Source organism: Brevundimonas vancanneytii (assembly GCF_901421975.1).
GTDB classification, from domain to species: domain Bacteria; phylum Pseudomonadota; class Alphaproteobacteria; order Caulobacterales; family Caulobacteraceae; genus Brevundimonas; species Brevundimonas diminuta.
Genome location: NZ_LR588407.1, coordinates 1,944,007 through 1,965,027, shown reverse-complemented (window position 1 = coordinate 1,965,027; position 21,021 = coordinate 1,944,007). Strand labels below are relative to the sequence as shown.

Annotated in this window: 22 protein-coding genes; 14 read left to right on the top strand and 8 right to left on the bottom strand. The window is 68.1% G+C overall.

Features of this window, described 5'->3' with window-relative positions:
* The first annotated feature begins 63 nt into the window (after positions 1-63).
* On the top strand, positions 64-1,047 hold the full coding sequence (locus FGL25_RS09650; RefSeq protein WP_138141582.1) for an aldo/keto reductase: 984 nt from the start codon (positions 64-66) through the stop codon (positions 1,045-1,047).
* A gap of 63 nt (positions 1,048-1,110) precedes the next feature.
* Here the strand turns inward: FGL25_RS09650 and FGL25_RS09645 are convergent, their stop codons facing one another.
* The 3 genes from FGL25_RS09645 to ligA form a co-directional block, all read right to left on the bottom strand.
* Entirely contained in the window at positions 1,111-1,533 is a 423-nt protein-coding gene (locus FGL25_RS09645) for a DUF2147 domain-containing protein (protein WP_003164483.1), read from the bottom strand.
* A gap of 182 nt (positions 1,534-1,715) precedes the next feature.
* Positions 1,716-2,351, bottom strand: coding sequence for a 3'-5' exonuclease (locus FGL25_RS09640; RefSeq protein WP_138141581.1), 636 nt, complete (start codon positions 2,349-2,351; stop codon positions 1,716-1,718).
* Positions 2,330-4,654, bottom strand: coding sequence for an NAD-dependent DNA ligase LigA (gene ligA / locus FGL25_RS09635; RefSeq protein WP_138141580.1), 2,325 nt, complete (start codon positions 4,652-4,654; stop codon positions 2,330-2,332). Before ligA ends, FGL25_RS09640 begins: the two co-directional genes overlap by 22 nt.
* A 146-nt stretch (positions 4,655-4,800) precedes the next feature.
* On the opposite strand from ligA, the gene FGL25_RS09630 reads away from it, so the two are divergent.
* From FGL25_RS09630 to FGL25_RS09620, 3 genes are all read left to right on the top strand, one after another.
* Positions 4,801-5,766, top strand: coding sequence for a M20/M25/M40 family metallo-hydrolase (locus FGL25_RS09630; RefSeq protein ID WP_138141579.1), 966 nt, complete (start codon positions 4,801-4,803; stop codon positions 5,764-5,766).
* 92 nt (positions 5,767-5,858) lie between these two features.
* On the top strand, positions 5,859-6,482 hold the full coding sequence (locus tag FGL25_RS09625) for a methyltransferase family protein (RefSeq protein WP_138141578.1): 624 nt from the start codon (positions 5,859-5,861) through the stop codon (positions 6,480-6,482).
* Entirely contained in the window at positions 6,479-6,994 is a 516-nt protein-coding gene (locus FGL25_RS09620; protein WP_167493324.1) for a hypothetical protein, read from the top strand. Before FGL25_RS09625 ends, FGL25_RS09620 begins: the two co-directional genes overlap by 4 nt.
* 24 nt (positions 6,995-7,018) lie before the next feature.
* Here the strand turns inward: FGL25_RS09620 and FGL25_RS09615 are convergent, their stop codons facing one another.
* A complete protein-coding gene (locus FGL25_RS09615) occupies positions 7,019-7,483 on the bottom strand; it encodes a peptidylprolyl isomerase (RefSeq protein WP_138141577.1) in 465 nt (154 codons plus the stop codon).
* Positions 7,484-7,563: 80 nt separating this feature from the next.
* Here FGL25_RS09615 and FGL25_RS09610 point away from each other — a divergent pair, with 80 nt between their 5' ends.
* Positions 7,564-8,286, top strand: a complete 723-nt coding sequence (locus tag FGL25_RS09610) for an RlmE family RNA methyltransferase (protein ID WP_003164490.1) — start codon at positions 7,564-7,566, stop codon at positions 8,284-8,286.
* A gap of 176 nt (positions 8,287-8,462) precedes the next feature.
* Here the strand turns inward: FGL25_RS09610 and FGL25_RS09605 are convergent, their stop codons facing one another.
* Complete coding sequence (locus FGL25_RS09605) at positions 8,463-9,035, bottom strand: DUF2061 domain-containing protein (protein ID WP_138141576.1); 573 nt, start codon at positions 9,033-9,035, stop codon at positions 8,463-8,465.
* A gap of 128 nt (positions 9,036-9,163) precedes the next feature.
* Here FGL25_RS09605 and guaB point away from each other — a divergent pair, with 128 nt between their 5' ends.
* The 6 genes from guaB (at position 9,164) to FGL25_RS09575 (ending at position 15,252) form a co-directional block, all read left to right on the top strand.
* Complete coding sequence (guaB, locus tag FGL25_RS09600; protein WP_003164492.1) at positions 9,164-10,624, top strand: IMP dehydrogenase; 1,461 nt, start codon at positions 9,164-9,166, stop codon at positions 10,622-10,624.
* Between the two features lie 65 nt (positions 10,625-10,689).
* A complete protein-coding gene (locus tag FGL25_RS09595; RefSeq protein ID WP_138141575.1) occupies positions 10,690-11,088 on the top strand; it encodes an MAPEG family protein in 399 nt (132 codons plus the stop codon).
* A 1-nt stretch (position 11,089) separates the two neighbouring features.
* Positions 11,090-12,385, top strand: a complete 1,296-nt coding sequence (locus FGL25_RS09590) for an RsmB/NOP family class I SAM-dependent RNA methyltransferase (RefSeq protein WP_138141574.1) — start codon at positions 11,090-11,092, stop codon at positions 12,383-12,385.
* The gene (locus tag FGL25_RS09585; protein ID WP_138141573.1) at positions 12,382-13,074 is read left to right on the top strand and encodes a 5'-methylthioadenosine/S-adenosylhomocysteine nucleosidase; all 693 of its coding nucleotides are present in this window, start codon (positions 12,382-12,384) and stop codon (positions 13,072-13,074) included. Before FGL25_RS09590 ends, FGL25_RS09585 begins: the two co-directional genes overlap by 4 nt.
* Entirely contained in the window at positions 13,074-14,636 is a 1,563-nt protein-coding gene (gene guaA / locus FGL25_RS09580) for a glutamine-hydrolyzing GMP synthase (RefSeq protein ID WP_138141572.1), read from the top strand. Before FGL25_RS09585 ends, guaA begins: the two co-directional genes overlap by 1 nt.
* Positions 14,637-14,844: 208 nt before the next feature.
* Positions 14,845-15,252: a DUF2177 family protein gene (locus FGL25_RS09575; protein ID WP_138141571.1), complete on the top strand. Its 408-nt coding sequence runs from the start codon at positions 14,845-14,847 to the stop codon at positions 15,250-15,252.
* On the opposite strand, the gene FGL25_RS09570 is transcribed toward FGL25_RS09575, so the two are convergent.
* Genes FGL25_RS09570 through FGL25_RS09560 form a run of 3 tightly spaced genes read right to left on the bottom strand, consistent with a single transcriptional unit; the run spans position 15,249 to position 17,262 of the window.
* Positions 15,249-16,055 (bottom strand): DUF1295 domain-containing protein, encoded by an 807-nt coding sequence (locus FGL25_RS09570; RefSeq protein ID WP_197733818.1) that lies wholly within the window; start codon positions 16,053-16,055, stop codon positions 15,249-15,251. The two genes, FGL25_RS09575 and FGL25_RS09570, sit on opposite strands and share 4 nt — an antisense overlap.
* Positions 16,052-16,693 carry a cadmium/peroxide/UV radiation responsive anti-sigma factor ChrR gene (gene chrR, locus FGL25_RS09565; RefSeq protein ID WP_003163825.1) on the bottom strand — a complete coding sequence of 214 codons (642 nt, stop codon included), beginning with the start codon at positions 16,691-16,693 and terminating at the stop codon, positions 16,052-16,054. The genes FGL25_RS09570 and chrR overlap by 4 nt, the downstream gene beginning before the upstream one ends.
* Positions 16,690-17,262 carry a sigma-70 family RNA polymerase sigma factor gene (locus tag FGL25_RS09560; RefSeq protein WP_252970108.1) on the bottom strand — a complete coding sequence of 191 codons (573 nt, stop codon included), beginning with the start codon at positions 17,260-17,262 and terminating at the stop codon, positions 16,690-16,692. The genes chrR and FGL25_RS09560 overlap by 4 nt, the downstream gene beginning before the upstream one ends.
* A gap of 164 nt (positions 17,263-17,426) precedes the next feature.
* Here FGL25_RS09560 and FGL25_RS09555 point away from each other — a divergent pair, with 164 nt between their 5' ends.
* From FGL25_RS09555 to FGL25_RS09545, 3 genes are read left to right on the top strand one after another with little or no spacing between them, the layout of a single operon-like run.
* Positions 17,427-18,761, top strand: coding sequence for an NAD(P)/FAD-dependent oxidoreductase (locus tag FGL25_RS09555; protein WP_003163823.1), 1,335 nt, complete (start codon positions 17,427-17,429; stop codon positions 18,759-18,761).
* Positions 18,758-19,561: a DUF1365 domain-containing protein gene (locus FGL25_RS09550; RefSeq protein WP_138141570.1), complete on the top strand. Its 804-nt coding sequence runs from the start codon at positions 18,758-18,760 to the stop codon at positions 19,559-19,561. The genes FGL25_RS09555 and FGL25_RS09550 overlap by 4 nt, the downstream gene beginning before the upstream one ends.
* Complete coding sequence (locus FGL25_RS09545) at positions 19,551-21,014, top strand: cryptochrome/photolyase family protein (RefSeq protein WP_138141569.1); 1,464 nt, start codon at positions 19,551-19,553, stop codon at positions 21,012-21,014. Before FGL25_RS09550 ends, FGL25_RS09545 begins: the two co-directional genes overlap by 11 nt.
* Positions 21,015-21,021 lie beyond the last annotated feature (7 nt).

Genomic DNA, 21,021 nt, shown 5'->3' with positions numbered 1-21,021 from the left:
CGCCCATCTGAAGCGCGTCGGCGGATGCGCCGCCGACCCCCTCACATCAGAAGGAATGCGCGGATGAAGATGCGCAAGCTGGGCCGTAACGGCCCTGAGGTCTCGGCCGTCGGTCTGGGCTGTATGGGCATAAGCGCTTTTTACGGCGCAGCGGACGAGGCCCAATCCATCTCGGTGATCCACCGCGCGCTCGACCTGGGCGTCACCCTGTTCGACACGGCCGAGATGTACGGCCCCCACACCAATGAAGTCCTGCTGGGCAAGGCGCTGAAGGGGCGCAGGGACGAGGCCTTCATCGCCACCAAGTTCGGCATCAACCGCCAGTCGGACGGTTCGGCCGTGACCGACGGCTCGCCCGCCAATGTACGCCGTGCGGTCGAGGGCAGCCTGAGCCGCCTGGGCGTCGACCATATCGACCTCTATTACCAGCACCGCATCGACCCCAATACGCCGATCGAGGAGACGGTCGGGGCGATGGCCGAACTGGTGAAGGAGGGGAAGGTCCGCTTCATCGGCCTGTCCGAGGCGGCGCCCGCCACCCTGCGCCGCGCCCACGCCGAGCATCCGATCACGGCTTTGCAGACCGAATATTCGCTGTGGAGCCGCGACCCGGAGGATGAACTGCTGGGCGTGGTGCGCGAATTGGGCATCGGCTTCGTGCCTTACAGCCCGCTGGGCCGGGGCTTCCTGTCGGGGGACATCAAGTCGATCGACGACCTGGCGCCCGACGATTTCCGTCGGACCAACCCGCGCTTCGCGGGCGACAACTTCCAGAAGAACCTCGATCTGGTCGATGCGGTCGGCGCCATCGCGGCGGACAAGGGCGTGACGGCGGCGCAACTGGCCCTGGCCTGGGTGCTGTCGCAGGGAGAGGACTTGGTCCCCATCCCCGGCACGCGCCGGATCACGACGCTGGAGCAGAACGCGGCGGCGGCGGACATCGTGCTGACGCCGGATGATCTGGCGCGGATCGAGGCCGTCTTCCCGCGCGGGGCGGCGGCGGGCGAGCGCTATGCGCCCGGCGGCATGAGCTCGCTGAACCGCTGATGTGAAAACGCCTCCCTCGCGATCGCGGGGGAGGCGTCTTTCATTGAGGCTTGTGCGAGAGGCTTACTGGACGCGGGTCCAGGTCTGGGTCTTGCACAGGGGGGCGACGATGCAGCCGCGCAGGCGCAGGGTGTTGTCGTTGGTCAGGGTGATGGTGCCGCGATAGGTGCCGCCGTCCTCGGGATTATAGACGGAACCGCCGCGCCATTCGGTCGGGCCGCCGGTGAAGCCCGACAGCATCCGCAGGCCGCGCAGGGGGCGGGTCCGCAAGGACTCGTCCTTGTTGCGGGCGTCGCGCACGTTCGGGTCGGCGCGGATATGGCTGGAGGTGACGAGGACGCCGCACAGGGCCTGGCCGCAACGCTCAATGCGGACCTGGCCGCCGTTGGTCGGCGTCTGCCACAGGCCGGTCGGGTCGCTGGCGAGGGCCGGAGAAGCGAGGGCGGCGGCTGCGACGGCGAGCGCCGTCAGGACGGAGGTCTTCATCGGCGTTTTCCTTCTGACGGATCGTTGAGGCGATCCCTTGGACGAAGGATGATCCGGGGTTCGGTCCGAAACAAGGCCGAAATTGTGAACTTCACTCAATGATTACATGACCTTAGGTCAAGTTGACCGCGCTGCGGGCGCCTAAGGCGATGGATTCGGGCGTCTTTTGCGGGAGGAGTCGATCAGCCGCCGCGCGGACGGCGGGGGCGGGTTACGGCATTGGAGCAGGCCGAATAGCCGTCGCGCCAGACGCGGCCCATGGTCAGGCGGCTGGCGTCGGCCAGGGCGCGGCAGTCGGCCGTCTGATGCACCTGCGCCGCCGCCAGGGCCACGGAGGCGCAGGCGAAGGCGTCTTCGGCCGCGTCGTGGTGGCGGAAGGCGACGCCCAGTTCAGCGCAGACGTTGTTCAGCTTGTGCGAGGGAAACTCGGGCCAGCTGATCTGGGCCAGCTTGACGGTGCAGAGGTAGTCGAACTCGGGATAGGTCAGGCCGTAGTGGTCGCAGGTGTTGCGGATGACGCTGACGTCGAAGGCGGCGTTGTGAGCCAGCACGGTGCGGCCTTCGAGACGCGGGGCGATGGCGGCCAGGACGGCGGGGAACTCCTCGGCGTCTTCGACCTGTTCGGGGCCGATGCCGTGGAAGGCGATGTTGAAACTGGCGAAGCGCATCCCCGGCGGGCGGATATAGTGGTGCTCAACGGATTCGATGACGCCGTCGCTGATCCAGGCCAGGCCGATGGAGCAGGGGCTGGCCCGCTGCTCATTGGCGGTTTCGAAGTCGATGGCGACGGCGTGCATCAGGAAATAAGCGCCAGCCACTCGTCCTCGGTCAGGACGGTCACGCCGTGCTTTTCGGCGTCTTTCAGCTTGGAGCCGGCGCCGGGACCGGCGACGACGTAGTCGGTCTTCTTCGACACCGAGCCCGAGACCTTGGCGCCGAGGCTTTCGGCGCGGGCCTTGGCTTCGTCGCGGGTGAAGCGTTCCAGCGAGCCGGTGAAGACGACGGTTTTGCCCGCCACCGGGCTGTCGGTCACGGGGGCGGCCACGTCCTCGACGCGCTCGAGTTCGGCCAGCAGGGCGTCGACGACCTGAAGGTTGTGCGGCTCGTGGAAGAAGTGGGCCAGGGCCTCGGCGGCGACCGGGCCGACGCCGGAGACGCCCGCGATTTGGTTCAGCATGTCGGACGGGCCTTCATCGCGCGCGACGGCGGCCCAGCGGGTCAGGTCGGACCAGCCTTCGGAGATTTCCGCCAGCGAGCGGCGGGCGGGCGCGGCCATGCCGGGGAAGGCGAGGGCGATCTTCTGATCCATCGGCGCTTCCGGCCACGGATCGTCGGCGGGAGGCTGCGCCTCGGCCATCAGGCCCAAGACGCGGGTCGAGATGGCGTGGGTCGCGGCCAGGGTCTTCCAGTCGTCGCTGGCGAGGCCGCTGGCGGCGGCCATGCAGGCGTCGCGGAAGGCGGTCCAGCTGCCGAAGGCGCGCGACAGCACCAGCGAGGTCTGTTCGCCGATCTCGCGCACGCCCAGGCCGAAGATCAGGCGGTCGAGGCTGATGACGCGGCGCGCGTCGATGCCGGCGATCAGGTTGCCGACGCTGGTCTCGCCATAGCCGTCCTCGGCGCGCAGCAGGGCCAGCTTCTCCTCGTCGCGGGCCAGGCGGAAGATATCGGCGGGCTCCTTGATCCAGCCGCGGGCGTGGAAGGCGATCAGCTGCTTTTCGCCGAGGCCCTCGATGTCGAAGGCGCGGCGGCTGACGAAATGCTTGAGGCGCTCGACGATCTGAGCGTCGCAGATCAGGCCGCCGGTGCAGCGGCGCTTGACCTCGTCCCCCTCGCGCACGGCTTCGGAGCCGCAGACGGGGCAGACGGTGGGGAAGACGTAAGGGGCGGCGCCGTCGGGGCGCAGGGTTTCGACCACGCCGACGATCTGGGGGATGACGTCGCCGGCGCGTTGCAGGACGACAGTGTCGCCGATGCGGACGTCCTTGCGGGCGATCTCGTCCTCGTTGTGCAGGGTGGCGTTGCGGACCACGACGCCGCCGACGGTGACGGGATGCAGGCGCGCGACAGGGGTCAGGGAGCCGGTGCGGCCGACCTGAATGTCGATGCCTTCCAGCACGGTCGTGGCTTGTTGCGCCGGGAACTTGTGGGCGATGGCCCATCTAGGGCTGCGGGCGATGAAGCCGAGGCGCTGCTGCCAGTCCAGACGGTCGACCTTATAGACCACGCCGTCGATGTCGTAGCCGAGGCGGCTGCGGTCGGCCTCCAGCGTCTGGTAGACGCCGATCAGGCCCTCGGCGCCCTCTACGCGGGCCGAACGGTCGTTGACCTGAAAGCCCCAGTTGCGGAAGGCCTCCAGCGCGCCTGCCTGCGTCTCGGCGAAGGGGGCGGAGGTCTCGCCCCAGGCGTAGGCGAAGAAGGTCAGGGGGCGCTGGGCCGTGATCTTCGGGTCTTTCTGGCGCAGCGACCCGGCGGCGAAGTTGCGCGGGTTGGCGTAGGTGCGCTTGCCTTCGGCTTCGGCCGCTGCGTTGAAGGCGTCGAAGGCGGCGTTGGGGGCGTAGACCTCGCCCCGGATCTCGATGACGTCGGGCCAGCCGGAGCCCGCCAACGTCTCGGGGATGCTGTCCAGCGTGCGCAGATTGGCGGTCACGTCCTCGCCCGTCTTGCCGTCGCCGCGCGTGGCGCCCTGGACCAGGACGCCCTTTTCGTAGCGCAGGCTGGCCGAGAGGCCGTCGATCTTGGGCTCGGCGACGAAGGCGATCGGTTCGTCGCCCGGCAGCTTGAGGAAGCGGGCGATGCGGGCGACGAAGTCGCGCACCTCGCCGTCGTCGAAGGCGTTGTCCAGCGACAGCATGGGCACGCCGTGGCGGACCTCGGCGAACTGGGTCGAGGCCGGGGCGCCGACGCGCTGGGACGGCGAGATTGGGCCGGACAGGGTCGGGAAGGCGGCTTCCAGGGCCAGGGCGCGGCGTTTCAGCTCGTCATAGTCGGCGTCGGAAATCTCGGGCGCGGCGTCGGCGTAATAGAGGGCGTCGTGACGCGCCAGTTCGGCCGACAGGCGATCCAGCTCTTCGCGCGCCTGGGCTTCGGTCAGGGTTTCGACGGGCGTGAAGAGGTCGGACATGAGAATCGCAGGAAGTCGGCAAAGGCGGAACGGTTCCTTATCATCCCCCGACCTTGATGGCAGACGCGCCATGACAGAAACGTAATCTGACGCGGCGGCCGGGGGCCGCTAGCGTCGCGCCTCAAAGTGTCCTGCCGGAGTCCTCCATGCGTCCTGTCCTTGTCAGCTTGTCCGTGATCGCCGCCGCCCTGACGCTGGCCGCCTGTGAGACGACGACCGTCCCGGCCGCGCCGGAAACGCCCGCCGTCGCCGCCGCCTCGGCCGATTACGCTCAGTTGATGGAGGATCTGCGCATCCTGTCGGCCGACGACATGCAGGGCCGAGACACCGGCTCTGAAGGCGGAGCCAAGGCGCGCGAATACATCGTCGGGCGGTTGGAGGCGCTGGGCGTCCAGCCCTCGCCGATGGGGCGTCTGCAGCCGTGGGAGATGCAGGGCCGCACGCGCGAGGGGACAAAGACCTACAGCGGGACCAACATCATCGGCGTGATCCCTGGCACGCGCGTGGCCGACAAATACATCGTGGTGACGGCCCACTATGACCATGTCGGCGTCAACGACGGCCAGATCTACAACGGCGCGGACGACAACGCCTCGGGCGTGGCGACCATGCTGGAGCTGGCCAGGCGGCTGAAGGCCAACCCGCCCGAGCACAGCGTGCTGATCGTAGCGTTGGACGGCGAGGAGCGGGGCCTGCTGGGCGCCAAGCATTTCGTCGAGGCGCCGCCGGTGCCGCTGCACGCGATCGCGATGAACCTGAACTTCGACATGACGGCGCGGGCCGACAGCGACGGCAAGCTGTGGGTGACGGGGACCTATCAGCACCCCTATTTCCGTCCGGTGCTGGATCAGGTTCCGGCGCGTCGGGCCGTGGCCCTGGCCTTCGGCAAGGACACGCCCGAGGACAAGGGCGCCGACAACTGGGTCGAGGCGTCGGACCACGCCGCCTTCCACCGCGCGGGCCTGCCATTCCTGTATTTCGGCGTGAACTATCACACGGACTATCACCGCCCGAGCGACGATTTCGAGAAGGTCAATCCGGCCGTGTTCCAGGACGCGACCGAACTGGCTATCGACGGGTTCCGCGCCCTGGATCAGTGGCTGGACCAGTGATTTTTGCGACCGCGAAACGCTCGCAAAGATAAGCCTTGAAAGCGCCGTAAGAGCGGCGTTCTGTCGCAGTCACATCAGTCAAGGAAACACAGATGTCGGCGACGCAGGACTTTGATCTTCAGCGGGTGCAGAAGCTGCGGAAGGCGGCGCTGCTGGTCGGACTGATCGGCGTGGTCGGGCTGGCCTTCGTCAGCCGGTCCATCGGCGGCGAGACCATGCTGCATGAGGGACTGGAGGCGTTCGGCCTGGGTCTGATCGTCGTCTGCATCGTCGGGCGGGCCTGGTGCTCCCTCTATATCGGCGGGCGCAAGAAGGCCGAGATCGTGGATCGCGGACCCTATTCGATCAGCCGCAACCCGCTGTATGTCTTCAGCTTCATGGGAGCGTTCGGCGTGGGGGCGCAGACGGGCAGCGTGACGCTGGCGACCGTCTTCCTGCTGCTGACGATCGCCGTCTTCTACGCCACGGTGAAGCGCGAAGAGGCGTGGCTGGCGGGCGCGTTCGGTCAGACCTATGCGGACTATTGCGCACGGACGCCGCGTTTCGGGCCGGACTTCTCCAAATGGCGCGACGCCGACAGTCTGGAGGTGCGGCCGCAGTTCTTCCTGACGACGCTGCGCGACGGGCTGGTCTTCCTGCTGGCCGTGCCGCTGTTCGAGTCGGTTGAGCATCTGCAGGACATGGGCTGGCTGTCCGCCCTGATCCAACTGCCGTGAGGGCGGTTCCGGTTGTGCTGGCGGCGACGCTGGCGCTGATGCTGGCCGCCTGCGAGCGCGGCGCTGCGCCCGATAAAGCGGCGCAGGCGTCAGCCTTCACCCATGATCTGCCGGAGGATGTGTCCGGCTACTACATCCCCACGACGGCGGTGCAGGTCGGCGAATGGCGGCTGCATCACCTGTTCATGGGGCAGGTGCCCGACTTCATGAGCTGGCGCGACGGGACGCGGACGGCGGGCTTTGCGCCGATCATGCTGGAGTTCGCGGCGGGTGATGAGGCCCGGCGAACGCGGTTGATTCCGACGGCCTATGACGTGACCGAGGACCATGTGCGCTTTGAGGCGCGGTCGCGCGATCTGGGCGCGGTGTCGTTCGAGGGAAGACTCGACCAGGATGCGTTGGCGAAGGCGCGGCGCAATCTGGGAGATCAGGGCGTCGTCCTGAAAGGGACGCTGAAGGTCGGGGACCGGACCTTCGACGGGGTGTCGATGCGCTGGTGGGCGGGGGACTGATCCCCCGCCGCTGAACCTTCGTCCTTAGGCGACGGTCGCCTTGACGATCTTGCCCGGCGCGCGCGGGGGCTCGCCCTTCGGCAGGGCGTCGACGTGTTCCATGCCTTCGATCACCTCGCCCCAGACGGTGTACTGGCCGTCCAGGAAGCGGGCGTCGTCGAAGCAGATGAAGAACTGCGAGTTGGCGCTGTCCGGATTGGCGGTGCGGGCCATGGAGCAGACGCCGCGGACGTGCGGCTCCTTCGAGAATTCCTGCTTCAGGTTCGGCTTCTTCGAGCCCGAGGTGCCGGTGCCCGTCGGGTCGCCGCCCTGGGCCATGAAGCCTGGAATCACGCGGTGGAAGACCACGCCGTCATAGAAGCCTTCCTTGGCCAGATCGGTGATCTGCTTGACGTGGTTGGGGGCCAGGTCGTCGCGCAGCTTGATGACGACGTTGCGTTCGGCACCGTCGCCGGTGTCCAGGGTGAAGGTCAGGGTTTGGTCGGCCATCGGGCGCTCCTTGAGGTTATGCGAGCCGGAATTGTGCGCGGGTCATAGCGGCTGAACGCCGTCAGGGCTATGTGGGAAGCATGAGTGAAGACGAAAAGCCCGCCGACAAGCCGCAGGAACGCCGCCGCATGGTGCGCCTGCCCACGGGCGGCACCGCAGCCGGGCGCAAGGTCGGCCAGAAAATCAAGACGGCCGACAAGAAGACCCTGTCCAGCCAGGCGTGGATCAAGCGCCAGCTGTCGGACGAATGGTCCGATCGCGCGCGCGCCGAGGGCTGGCGCAGCCGCGCGGCCTTCAAGCTGATGGAGATCGACGACAAGTTTCGCCTGATCAAGCGCGGCTCGCGGGTCATCGACCTGGGCGCGGCGCCGGGCGGCTGGGTGCAGGTGGCGCTGGATCGCGGCGCGGCGGCGGTGGCGGGCGTGGACCTGCTGATGATCGAGCCGATTCCGGGCGCTACGTTGATTCAGGCCGACTTCACCGATCCGGGCGTGGATCAGCAGATGCTGGACGCCATCGGCGGGCCGCCGGACCTGGTGCTGTCGGACATGGCGCACAATACGGTCGGTCATCGCCAGACGGACCACCTGAAGATCATCGCCTTGATCGAGATCGCGGCCGATTTCGCCATCCGCACCCTGCGGCCGGGCGGGAATTTCGTGTCGAAGAACTTCCAGGGCGGCGACGCGGGCGGGGTGCTGACGCGCCTGCGCGAAGAGTTCGAGACGGTGAAATACGTGAAGCCCGAATCGAGCCGCAAGGGCAGCGCCGAGGTCTTCCTCGTGGCGCTGAACAAGCGGTAGGGCGCCGGCTCGCTGTCTTCCCACCCATAGGCAACCGCCGTCAGCTCTCCCACACGCCGTCATCCTCGGGCTTGACCCGAGGATCCAGCGCGGCGACGCGCTCATCCTTGCCGACTTCACGCAGACGGACGACGGCGTCTGTGAGGGCGCGGCGCGGGCGTGGCGGAGGGCGTCGGCTAGGCCGACGCGCCCTCGGCCGCCGCGGCGGCACGGCGGGCGGCCTTCTTGGCCTCGACCTGCGTCCAGATGCGGTCGTGCAGGGTGAAGAAGACCGTCTGCACCAGAGGCTCGATTGTGCCGATGGCCAGGGCGATGCGGATGTCGCGCGTCAGGGCGAAGGCCACCAGCACCGCCACGGTGAAGTGCATGACGCCGTAGGTGACGGTCTTCAGCGCGATCTGCTTCAGGTTGCGGGGCAGGGCGTGGCTGTGTCCGTGGCCCTGGCCATGATGGTTGTGCGCGCGATTCTGCTCGTGCGCGTTCATGACCTCCAGACGGGCGGTGAAGGCCTCGGCCGTCTCCTCGACGCCAGACAGCATCTTGCGGCGTTCGACCCGGTGCCAGACGCGGTCGTGGATGGAATAGGCGATGGTCTGGAAGATCGGCTCGACCACGCCGACCGCCAGCGCCAGCCGCCAGTCGCGCGTCAGGGCGAAGGCCACCAGGATCGCGACGATCAGGTGCATGGCGCCGTAGCTCGCAATCTTGAGAGCGAGCTGTCGCGCCGTGTTGATCAAGATGCGAACCATTATCGGGAAATGCGGCCTCTCGCCGTCCGTTTCAAGGCAATTCCTCTTATATGCACGATAGCGCGGGCTTGGGGTTGCGGTTCCCCGCAAACGGGGGCTATACGCGGCCCGCAAAATGGAGGCTCCAAATGGAGATACGCGAAGGCCTAACCTTCGATGACGTTTTGCTCGAACCCGGTCCGTCCGAGGTCATGCCCGCTGATGTCGACGTCTCGACCCAGCTGACACGCGAAATCAAACTGAACATCCCGCTGCTGTCGTCCGCCATGGACACGGTGACGGAAAGCCGCCTGGCCATCGCCATGGCGCAGGCGGGCGGCATGGGCGTGCTGCACCGGAACATGACCATCGACGAGCAGGCCGAAGAGGTCCGCGCCGTCAAACGCTATGAAAGCGGCATGGTGGTGAACCCGGTCACGGTCGCCCCCGACACGACGCTGGGCGAAGTCCTTCAGATCGTCGAGCGCAAGAAGATCACCGGCTTCCCCGTGGTCGATCCCAAGAGCGGCAAGCTGGTCGGCATGCTGACCAATCGCGACATGCGCTTCGAGACGGACCTGAACCTCAAGGCCGCCGATCTGATGACGACCGGCGAGCTGATCACCCTGCGCGAAGGCTCGGCCGGACGCGAGGCGGCGCGCGAGCTGCTGCGCACGCGCAAGATCGAGCGGGTCATCGTGGTGGACGACGCCTATCGCGCCGTCGGCCTGATCACCATGAAGGACATCCAGAAGGCCCAGGCCTTCCCCAACGCCTGCAAGGACGAGCAGGGCCGCCTGCGCGTCGGCGCCGCCTCGACCGTCGGCGACGCCGGGTTCGAGCGCGCCATGGCGCTGGCCGATGCGGGCGCGGATGTGGTGGTGATCGATACCGCCCACGGCCACTCGGCCTCGGTCGCCCAGGTGGTCGAGCGCATTAAGCGCGAGAACAACCGCGTCCAGATCATCGCCGGCAACGTCGCCACCTATGACGCGACCCGCGCCCTGATCGACGCGGGCGCCGATGCGGTGAAGGTCGGCATCGGGCCGGGCTCCATCTGCACCACCCGCATCGTCGCGGGCGTGGGCGTGCCGCAGCTGACGGCCATCGTCGACGCCGCCCGCGCGGCGGAAGGCACGGGCGCCTCGGTCATCGCCGACGGCGGCATCAAGTTCTCGGGCGATCTGGCCAAGGCCATCGCGGCGGGCGCCAATGTCGCCATGATGGGCTCGATGTTCGCAGGCACGGATGAAAGCCCCGGCGAGGTCTTCCTGTACCAGGGCCGGTCCTACAAGTCGTATCGCGGCATGGGCTCGGTGGGCGCCATGGCGCGCGGCTCGGCCGACCGCTACTTCCAGAAGGAAGTCTCGTCCGAGAAGCTGGTCCCCGAAGGCATCGAGGGCCAGACCGCCTATAAGGGGCCGATCGCCCCGGTGGTGCACCAACTGGTCGGGGGCCTGCGCGCCTCCATGGGCTATGTCGGCGGCGCCACCATTCCGGACTTCCAGGAGCGCGCGCGCTTCGTCCGCATCACCAATGCGGGCCTTCGTGAGAGCCACGTCCACGACGTGATGATCACGCGCGAGGCGCCCAACTATCGTCAGGGCTGACCTGATCCGCTCCCGGCCCCGGTCGGGAGCGGTTTTGTTTTGGGCGAGTAGAACAGGAGACGGGCGTGACGACTGAACTGACCTATCTGGCGGCGACGCTGGTGCTGGCCCTGATCCAGATCATGCTGCCGGCGGCCGCGCGCGACCTGAAGTTCGGTCTGAAGTGGGGGTTCGGATCGCGGGACCATACGCCCGGAACGACCGGCCCCATCGTTGCTCGCCTGGACCGCGCTCAGGCCAATCTGTTCGAGACCCTGCCGCTGTTCATCGGCGCCGTGCTGATCGCCCAGGTCGCTGACCGGACCGGCGCGCTGACGGCGTGGGGCGCGGCCCTCTACTTCTGGGCGCGCGTCGCCTATATCCCGCTTTACGCCCTGGGCGTTCCCTATATCCGGTCGCTGGTGTGGCTGGTCTCGTTCGCGGGACTGGCGCTGTGCCTTCTGGCCCTTTTCATCCGAGTCTGATTTGACCCCAGCCGCCCGTCTGGCCGCCGCCGCTGCCATCATCGACAGCATTTCCCAAGGCCGCCAGCCCGCCGACGCCGTGCTCAAGGCCTGGAGCCAGCAGAACCGCTATGCCGGTTCGGGCGACCGCCGCGCCATCGCCGAACGCGTCTATCAGGTGCTGCGCGCGCGCGGCCGCCTGTCGGCCTTCATGGGCGGGCGTCAGGACGGACGCGCCCTGATCGTCGGCGCCCTGTCGGTGCTGGACGGCGCGACGCTGGAGGAGATCGAAGGCCTCTACAACGGCGAAGGCTACGGCCCGCGTCCCCTGTCCAAGCACGAGCGCGGCCGCGTCATGGCGGGCGAGGACGCGGTCGATCTGGCCGAGGTCGCCCTGCCGGACTTCGTGACGGCGGACCTGAAGGCGGTCCACGGCGACCGCTGGCGCGAAGAGGTCGAGGCCCTGAGCGGTCGCGCGCCCGTGGACCTGCGCGTCAACTCGCTTCGCGCCACGATGGAGGAGGTCGAGGTCGAACTGCGCGACGCAGGCCTGTCGCCCCAGCGCACGGAACTGTCGGGCTGGGGCCTGCGTCTGGACGCCGAGCCTGCGCCGAACGTGCAGCCGCTGGACGGCTTCCAGAACGGCCATTTCGAGATTCAGGACGAGGCCAGCCAGGTGGTCGGCTGGCTGTCCGGCGCCTTCCCCGGCGCGACGGTGGTGGATTACTGCGCGGGCGGCGGCGGCAAGACGCTGGGCCTGGTGCAGGCCATGCAGGGGCAGGGCGCGCTGATCGCCTGCGACGTCTCGGCCAAGCGTCTGGACAATGTGAAGCCGCGCCTGGCCCGCGCGGGCGTCGAGGCCGACCTGCGCCTGCTGGGTACGAACGGCGGCGGGGTCGAGGATCTGAACGGTCAGGCCGATGTGGTGCTGGTCGACGCGCCGTGCTCGGGCTCGGGCGCCTGGCGGCGTCGGCCGGAGGACAGCTGGCGCCTGACGGCTGAGGAAGTGACCCGTCTGCACGCGCTGCAACTGCGCATTCTGGGGCAGGCGGCCAAGCTGGTGCGGCCGGGCGGGCGTCTGGCCTATGTCACCTGCTCGGTGCTGGGCGCCGAGAACGAGGCCACGGCCGCCGCCTTCGAAGCCGCGCACCCGGACTTCAAGCCCGTTCCGATCGCCGATGCGGCGCACAGCGCGGACCTGACCGAGGCGGGGCGCGAACGCCTGACCGCCCTGGCGCAAGGAAACCAGCTGCGCCTGTCGCCCGCCGCGACCGGCACGGACGGCTTCTTCATCGCCCTGTTCGAGCGCGCTTCATGAGGCTGGAGCGCTACGGCGTCGTCACGGTCCTGCCGGTGATGGCGGCGCCCGCTGAATACGGCGAGCATCTGCGCGCCCGCATCGACCCGTTGATGACCGGCATCGGGCCGGTCGAGGGAGCGGTGGCGCTGACGGCGGCTCTGGCGCGTCTGGAGGCGAGGGGCGAGGCGCCGGACCTGATCCTGTCGCTGGGCTCGTGCGGGTCGCGCGTGCTGGATCACGCGGCGGTCTATCAGGCGTCGTCCGTGGCCTATCGCGACATGGACGCCAGCGCCCTGGGGTTCGAGAAGGGGGTGACGCCGCTGCTGGACATGCCCGCCGTTCTGCCGCTGCCGTGCCCCATCCCCGGCGTGCCGAGCGCGCGCCTGTCGACCGGCGGGAACGTCGTCTCGGGCGCCGCCTATGACGCTATCGACGCCGAGATGGTGGACATGGAGACCTGGGCCCTGGTCCGCGCGGCCCAGACCTTCGGCCTGCCGCTGTTGGCGCTGCGCGGCGTGTCGGACGGCAAGGCCGAACTGACGGGCCTGCATGACTGGACCTCGACCCTGCATCTGGTGGACGAGAACCTGGCCCAGGCCGTGGACGGCTTGATCGCGGTGCTGACGAACTCAGGCCTCTCCGCCCTTGAAATTCCGGCCCTTCAGGGCCAAACCCTCGCCCAATCGCTCGCCCCGGATTCGACCTAATGACCCAGCCGACCCAACACCAGAAGGTGCTCATCATCGATTTCGGCAGCCAGGTGACGCAACTGATCGCGCGCCGCCTGCGCGAGGCCGGCGTCTATTGCGAAATCCACCCCTACAACAAGGCGGGTGAAGCTCTGAAGGCGATGCAGCCCCAGGCCATCATCCTGTCGGGCGGCCCCAACTCGACGACCGACGCCGACAGCCCGCGCGTCGATCACGCCGTCTTCGACTACGGCGCGCCGATCCTGGGCATCTGCTACGGCGAGCAACTGATCTGCGCCGAGCTGGGCGGCAAGGTGGAGAGCGGCCACCACGCCGAGTTCGGCCGCGCCGAGATCGTCATCACCAAGGACAGCCCCCTGTTCGCCGGCATCGGCGCCCTTGATCACCGCGAGCCGGTGTGGATGAGCCACGGCGACCGCGTGACGGCCCTGCCGGAAGGCTTCCACGTCATCGCCACCTCGGAAGGCGCGCCCTTCGCCGCCATCGCCGACGAGACGCGCAAGATCTACGGCGTGCAGTTCCACCCCGAGGTGGTGCACACGCCGCGCGGCGCCCAACTGCTGAAGAACTTCACCCACGGCGTGGCGGGCCTGACCGGCGACTGGACCATGGCCGCCTATCGCGACGAGCAGATCGCCAAGATTCGCGAACAGGTCGGCGACGCCAAGGTCATCTGCGGCCTGTCGGGCGGGGTCGACAGCTCGGTCGCCGCCGTGCTGATCCACGAGGCCATCGGCGACCAGCTGACCTGCGTCTTCGTCGACACCGGCCTGCTGCGCAAGGACGAGGCCAAACAGGTCACGGAACTGTTCCGCGAGCACTACAACATCCCGCTGGTGCACGTTGACGCCTCGAAGGAATTCCTCAGCGAGCTGGCCGGGATTTCGGACCCGGAGACCAAGCGCAAGACCATCGGCCGCGTCTTCATCGAGGTGTTCGACCGTGAGGCCGCCAAGATCGAAGGCGCCGCCTTCCTGGCCCAGGGCACCCTCTATCCCGATGTGATCGAGAGCGTGTCCCCGACCGGCGGCCCCTCGCACGTCATCAAGAGCCACCACAACGTCGGCGGCCTGCCGGACTTCATGAAGCTGAAGCTGGTCGAGCCCCTGCGCGAACTGTTCAAGGACGAGGTGCGGGCGCTTGGTCGCGAACTGGGTCTGACCGACGCCTTCGTCGGCCGCCACCCGTTCCCCGGACCGGGCCTGGCCATTCGCATCCCCGGCGAGATCACGCCTGAGGCCGTCGCCACCCTGCAGGACGCGGACGCCATCTATCTGGACGAGATCCGCAAGGCGGGCCTCTACGACGACATCTGGCAGGCTTTCGCCGTGCTGCTGCCGGTCAAGACGGTCGGCGTCCAGGGCGACGCCCGCACCTATGAGAAGGTGCTGGCCCTGCGCGCCGTCACCTCGACCGACGGCATGACGGCCGACTTCTACCAGTTCCCCTGGGACGTCCTGGCCAAGACCGCCACGCGCATCATCAACGAAGTCCGCGGCGTCAACCGCGTCGTCTACGACGTGACGTCGAAGCCGCCGGGCACCATCGAGTGGGAATGATTCAGGCTCTGTGAAAGTCTCTTGGCGCTGCTTCCAGCGGCGTCGATAGATTGCCGACATAAAGTGATGTTGCGAGACCCTTCGAAGTTTTCGGGGGGTCTCTTTTTTGGTGGCGTCTTTTCTGACGGTCTCCAGAAAGGTCTATTTTCAGAAACTGATCCACGCCATGTCGGCGAGCGTATGGACATCGACGCTTCGGGAGAGCCAGATGAATATCGCCATCGCCTATATTCTCACCCTCGCCACCTTCGCGGTGATCGACACGGCCTGGTTGGGTAGCATGGGGGATCGGCTCTATCGACCTTTCATCGGCTCTATGCTGGCTGATAATTTCAGGCTCGCGCCCGCAATCGCCTTCTACGCCCTGTACGCGGCCGGTCTGACGATCTTCGCCGTCTTGCCGGGGCTGGCCGAGGGCGGGTGGAAAAAGGCCTTGTTGTGGGGCGGGTTGTTCGGCCTGTTCGCCTACGGAACCTACGACCTGACCAATCTGGCCACGCTGAAGACCTGGAGCCTGAAGCTCTCGCTCATCGACATGACGTGGGGCGTGATCGTCAGCGGCGGTTCGTCTGCGATCGCCTGCGCCCTGGCCGCCAAGGCGTTGCGTCTTCTCTAGTCGCGCGGCGGACGAGGGAAGAAGACGCTGGTGCGGGCGGCGTAGGCGGCGAAGGCCTGGGGCCGTGAGCGACGCATATGAGCCTCCAGCAGGGGCACGCCCGATACGCGGGTGAGCAGCCAGTAGATGTAGGCGGGCCCGCTCAGCGCCAGCCAGCCCCAGGGCCAGCCGCCGCTCAGGTCGACGGCGAAGATCGGCCAGGCGCACCAGCCCAGCCATTCGAAGAAGTAGTTGGGATGGCGCGACCAGGCCCAGAGGCCCGCGTCGCAGACCTTGCCCCGGTTGGCGGGGTCGGCCTTGAAGCGTTTCAGCTGATGATCGGCCAGTCCTTCGCCGATCAAGGCGACCCCGAACACCAGAGTCGCAAGGGCGTCCTGAACCGTCAGGCCCGGCGCCGGATTGCGGGCGGCGACGAGTATGCTGAGCGCCAAGAAGGCGGCGGCGCCCGCCTGCAGCATCAGAAAGCCGAACATCCGCGACTGGAAACGCGGCCCCCACTCCTGTCGCAGGCGGGCGTAGCGCGGATCTTCTTCTGATGAGCGGGCGCGCGCGGCGATGTGCAGCCCAAGGCGCAGCCCCCAGGCGCCGATCAGGCAGGCCGCCAGCGTCTGGCGGGCCGACGGCGCGCCGTCGTCAAGCGGAAAGAGGGCGACGAAGACGCCCGCGGCGCCCAGGCCCAGCGACCAGAAGGCGTCCGCCCAACCGCCCTGTCCCGTGCGACGCTGCGCCAGCCAGGCGGCGGTCATGACGAGGACGAGGAACAGCGCCGCCCCGGCCCACAGCGCCAGGACGGGGCCGATCACAGCCGCACGAAAGGCTGCATCAGCCGGCCCAGCCAGCCGTCGAGCTGAATCTGGCCGTCCAGGGCGACGACGCACAGGCACGGCTCGTCGGAGACGACGCGCGGTCGGTGCAGCACATCCTCGTCGGCTTCTTCCAGATCGCCGACCCCGAACCGCTCGGTCTCGGTGGCGTAGGCGCCGGACAGGACGCAGGTCAGTTCCACGCCGCCGTGGGTGTGGCGAGGCGTCTCCCGGCCGGGTTCGATCTTCAACAGGATGACCCGGCAGTCGCCGTCGCGCGGGGCGTGCACGTCGCGCACCCGCATCCCCGGCCCGATCCAGCGCCAGGGGCCGAGGGCGTAGCGGCGCAAGGGCTCGGGCAGTTCCGCCATGTCGTTCAGCGGCGGCGGAACGCGCGCCTCGCCGGCGTCGGTCTCGATCCGCGCCATGGCTCGGGCCAGGGCGCCGTCTGACAGGTCTGCGGGACGGGTGGTCTCCAGAAACTCGCCGCCGACGGACTGCAACCGACGGACCCAGGCGTCGTTGGCGGGCCGCAGCGCCAGGTGGGCGGCGACGACCACGGCTTCGGGCGGGCTCAGCGTCCCTGCGGCGTAGGCGAGCAGGCGTTCTTCGGAAGGATTGCGGGCGGCGACGGTCATCGCGACGCCTCCTCTGACGGTTCAAGGATCGTGCGCAGCTTGATCATGGCGTTGCGGATACGGGATTTGACCGTGCCCAGCGGCAGGTCGAGCCGCTGGGCGATTTCGGAATGGGGGCTGTCCATGAAGAAGGCCAGGCGCAGGACTTCGACCTGGTCGGGCTTCAGCCGGGACAGGGCTTCGCGCACGCGCCGGGCGTCGTCCGCCATGGCCAGGATGGCGTCGGGCCGCATCGCCTCGTCCTCGGTCGGTTCGATCTCGGGCGTGGGCAGGGCGCGGGCGTCGCGTCGCAGCATGTCCAGGCGGCGGTTGCGAGCGATGGTGAATATCCAGGTCGCAGCCCGCGCCTTGCGGGCGTCGAACAGGTCCGCCTTGCGCCAGACGGTCAGCATGGCGTCCTGGGCGAAGTCTTCGGCTGCGGCGGCCGTCGCGCCCGACTTCATCAGCCAGGCCTTCAGGCGCGGGGCGAAATGTTCGAACAAGCGGGCGAACGCTTCGCGATCGCGGCGAAGGGCCACCGCCTCGATCAGCCGATCATGCTCAAGCGCGTCTTCAGCCTCGTCGCTCATTACGCCGACGCGCTGTTCAGGGGATGCGAAAGACGGAGCCTCGACATGCATGGAGCCTAATACGCTTCGCGCAAAAGTCTGGATCAATCGTCATCCGTTCGACCGCTCCGGTCGTATCAGCCGGACCTGCATCGCCTTTGATCGCGGGTTTCGCCGGAGCTCCCATGTCGTCATCCTTCGCCGCCCCGTCCAAAGCGCCCCTGAAGGTCGCCGTCGTGGGGTCGGGCGTGGCCGCCCTGTCCTCGGCCTGGCTGCTGTCCCAGAGGCACAGGGTCACGCTCTATGAAAAGGCCGAACGGCTGGGCGGCCATTCCAATACGGTGACGGCCGGAACGCCGCAGGGCGAGGTTCCTGTCGATACGGGCTTCATCTGTTTCAACGACGCCACCTATCCCAATCTGATCGCCCTGTTCGAGCATCTCGGGATTGCGACACGGGCGACCGACATGTCCTTCGCCGTGTCCTTGGATCAGGGGCGGTTCGAATACGCCGCGCCGGGCCTGTTCGCTCAACGGCGCAATCTGCTGCGGCCGCGCTTCTGGTCCATGCTGAGCGAGATCCTGCGGTTCTATCGGCAGGCGCCGGAGGATCTGTCCGAGCTGACCGATCCCCAACTGACGCTGGGCGACTATCTGAAGCGACAGGGGTTCAGCGAAGCCTTCCGCGACGATCACCTGCTGCCGATGGCGGCGGCCATCTGGTCCTCGCCCGCGCACGCCTTGATGGACTATCCGGCCGAGGCCTTCATCCGCTTCTGCGGCAACCACGGTCTGCTGAAGCTGGTCGGTCGCCCCCTTTGGCGTACGGTGGAGGGCGGCAGCCGGGTCTATGTCGAGAGGCTGGCGCGGGCGATCCCTGACATTCGTCTGGATCGCGGCGTGACGGCGGTGCGGCGCTCCGGCGAGGGCGTCGTCGTCCATGACAGCCAGGGCGGCGTCGAACGGTTCGACCATGTGGTCATCGGCGCCCATGCGGACCAGGCCCTGGCCATGCTGGCCGAGCCGACGCCGCGCGAACGAGAGGTGCTGGGGGTTTTCCGCTACAGCCGCAACTTGACCGTGCTGCATACGGACCAGAGCCTGATGCCGCGTCGTCGTCGCGCCTGGGCCAGTTGGAACTACATCGGCGCCGACGACGGCCTGTGCGTCACCTATTGGATGAACCGTCTCCAGGGGCTTGGAGGCCAAGACCTGTTCGTCACCCTGAATCCGCCGCGTCCGCCGCGTCCGGACACCCTGCTGCGCAGCGAACTGTACGAGCACCCCATCTTCAACCCCGCCGCCATTCAGGCCCAGAAGCAGCTGTGGAGCCTGCAGGGGCAGGGCGGGGTCTGGTTCTGCGGCGCTCATTTCGGCGCGGGCTTTCACGAGGACGGCCTGCAGTCCGGGCTCGCCGTGGCCGAACAGTTGGGCGGGGTGCGGCGGCCCTGGACGGTCCGGAACGAGAGCGGGCGCATCCATCTGCCGCCCGTGCCCAACCTATTGGAGGCGGCGGCGTGACCCAGGCCTCGGCCCTGTATCGCGGCGGCGTCACGCACAGGCGGCTGCGGCCGCGCGATCACCGCCTGAGCTATCGCGTCTTCTGGCTGCTGCTGGACCTGGCTGAGATCGACGGCCTGGATCGGCGGCTGCGCCTGTTCTCGCGCAATCGCTTCAACCTGGTGTCCTTTCACGATCGGGACCACGGCGACGGTTCGGGCGCGGCCCTGCGGCCTCAGATCGAGGCCTGGCTGGAGCGGGCTGGCGTCGCGCTGGAGGGCGGGCCGATACGCCTGCTGACCATGCCGCGCGTGCTGGGCTATGTCTTCAATCCCATCAGCCTCTATTATTGCCATCGGGCCGACGGCCGTCTGGCGGCGGTGGTCTATGAAGTGACCAGCACCTTCGGCGTGCGCCACGCCTATGTCATCCCTGTTCCGGTCGAGGACCAGGCGGCGGGCTTGATCCGGCAGGGCGCGGCCAAGGCCCTGTATGTCTCGCCCTTCATGGGGATGGAGATGGACTATGAGTTTCGCGGCCATGCGCCGGGCGAGCGTCTGGACCTGACCATCGACGGCGTCGACTCGGGCGGCGTGCTGATCACGGCCGCCATGTCGGGCGAGCGTCATGACCTGACCGACGCCGATCTGCTGTCGGCGGCGGTCGCCCTGCCGTTCCTGACGCTCAAGGTCGTGGCTGCGATTCATTGGGAGGCGCTGAAACTCTGGCTGAAGCGGGTTCCTCTGACCCGTCAGCCGTCGCCCGCCTGGGAGCCTGTGACGATTCAAAAACAAGCGCGGGAGAGCCGTCTTGGCCGGTGAGTTCTCGCGTCCCGTCATCCTGTGGTTTCGGCGCGATCTCCGGCTGACGGACAATCCGGCGTTGACGGCCGCGATCGCGACCGGACGGCCGATCCTGCCGGTCTACATCCTGGACGAGAGCGGAGAGGGGCGTCGTCTCGGCGCCGCCTCCCTGTGGTGGCTGGACAAGTCGCTGCGGGCGCTCGATGCGGCGCTGAGCGGACGCGGGGGGCGGCTCATCCTGCGGCGCGGCGACAGCGAGGCCGAACTGCGCCGTCTGATCGACGAGACGGGCGTGGACCGGGTGTTCATGAACCGGCGCTTCGAACCGGACGCCTTCGCCCGGGACGCCGACATCGCCCATGCCCTGAAGGCCGAAGGCGTCGACAGCCACGGCTTCAACGGCGGTCTGCTGGTGCGTCCCGGCGCCGTGCTGACGGGTGAAGGGAAGCCCTATCGGGTTTTCACCCCCTTCCTGAAGGCGCTGTTGCAAGTCGTGCCTGAAAAGCCGGCGACGCCCGCGCCCGAGAGTTTGACCACGCCCGAGGGACCGGCCGGCGACGATCTCGACGCATGGGGGCTGCACCCCTCGGCGCCCGACTGGTCAGGCGGCTTCGACTGGACGCCAGGCGAGGCGGGGGCCGCGGCAGCCCTGTCCGCCTTCATCGACGGCGGCCTGGCGGACTATGCCGCGGGGCGGGACGTGCCGGGGCGTCACGGAACGTCGCGCCTGTCGCCGCACCTGCACTGGGGCGAGATCAGTCCGCGCGGCGTGGTTCGGGCCGTTCGCGCCGCCGCCGTCGAAGGGCGTGTCGCCTCCGTCCAGGCTGACAAGTTCGTCGCCGAGATAGGCTGGCGAGAGTTCTCGGCCCATTTGCTGCATCACTTCCCCTACGTGACCGAGCGGGCCTTCCGGTCCGAGTTCGACGCCATGCCCTGGCGCACCGATCCCGAGCGGCTGCAGGCGTGGAAGAGAGGGCGGACCGGCTATCCCCTGGTCGATGCGGGGATGCGGGAGCTGTGGGCGACTGGCTGGATGCACAACCGCGTGCGGATGGTGGTCGCCTCCTTCCTGATCAAGCATCTGCTGATCGACTGGCGCGAGGGCGAGGCCTGGTTCTGGGACACGCTGGTGGACGCGGACCTGGCCAGCAATGTGCAGAATTGGCAGTGGGTCGCCGGTTCCGGCGCCGACGCCGCTCCCTATTTCCGCATCTTCAACCCTGTGGCCCAGGGCGAGAAGTTCGATCCTGTCGGCCGTTATGTCCGTCGCTGGGTTCCTGAACTTCGCGCCTTGCCGGACCGCTGGCTGCACGCGCCATGGACGGCGCCGGGCGCAGTTCTGGCCGAGGCCAGCATCAGTCTTGGGCGCGACTATCCACGTCCGATCGTGGATCATGGCGACGCGCGGACGCGGGCCCTGGAGGCGCTGAAGGCGGTCTCGGGACGACGCGTGGATGACGAGGCGCTATGACGCCGTT

Bases quoted from the DNA above. Each gene is read 5' to 3' on its own strand.
- FGL25_RS09650 (WP_138141582.1), top strand. From the start codon at position 64: ATGAAGATGCGCAAGCTGGGCCGTAACGGCCCTGAGGTCTCGGCCGTC.
- FGL25_RS09645 (WP_003164483.1), bottom strand. From the start codon at position 1,533: ATGAAGACCTCCGTCCTGACGGCGCTCGCCGTCGCAGCCGCCGCCCTC.
- ligA (WP_138141580.1), bottom strand. From the start codon at position 4,654: ATGTCCGACCTCTTCACGCCCGTCGAAACCCTGACCGAAGCCCAGGCG.
- FGL25_RS09630 (WP_138141579.1), top strand. From the start codon at position 4,801: ATGCGTCCTGTCCTTGTCAGCTTGTCCGTGATCGCCGCCGCCCTGACG.
- FGL25_RS09625 (WP_138141578.1), top strand. From the start codon at position 5,859: ATGTCGGCGACGCAGGACTTTGATCTTCAGCGGGTGCAGAAGCTGCGG.
- FGL25_RS09615 (WP_138141577.1), bottom strand. From the start codon at position 7,483: ATGGCCGACCAAACCCTGACCTTCACCCTGGACACCGGCGACGGTGCC.
- FGL25_RS09610 (WP_003164490.1), top strand. From the start codon at position 7,564: ATGAGTGAAGACGAAAAGCCCGCCGACAAGCCGCAGGAACGCCGCCGC.
- FGL25_RS09605 (WP_138141576.1), bottom strand. From the start codon at position 9,035: ATGGTTCGCATCTTGATCAACACGGCGCGACAGCTCGCTCTCAAGATT.
- guaB (WP_003164492.1), top strand. From the start codon at position 9,164: ATGGAGATACGCGAAGGCCTAACCTTCGATGACGTTTTGCTCGAACCC.
- FGL25_RS09585 (WP_138141573.1), top strand. From the start codon at position 12,382: ATGAGGCTGGAGCGCTACGGCGTCGTCACGGTCCTGCCGGTGATGGCG.
- guaA (WP_138141572.1), top strand. From the start codon at position 13,074: ATGACCCAGCCGACCCAACACCAGAAGGTGCTCATCATCGATTTCGGC.
- FGL25_RS09575 (WP_138141571.1), top strand. From the start codon at position 14,845: ATGAATATCGCCATCGCCTATATTCTCACCCTCGCCACCTTCGCGGTG.
- chrR (WP_003163825.1), bottom strand. From the start codon at position 16,693: ATGACCGTCGCCGCCCGCAATCCTTCCGAAGAACGCCTGCTCGCCTAC.
- FGL25_RS09560 (WP_252970108.1), bottom strand. From the start codon at position 17,262: ATGAGCGACGAGGCTGAAGACGCGCTTGAGCATGATCGGCTGATCGAG.
- FGL25_RS09555 (WP_003163823.1), top strand. From the start codon at position 17,427: ATGTCGTCATCCTTCGCCGCCCCGTCCAAAGCGCCCCTGAAGGTCGCC.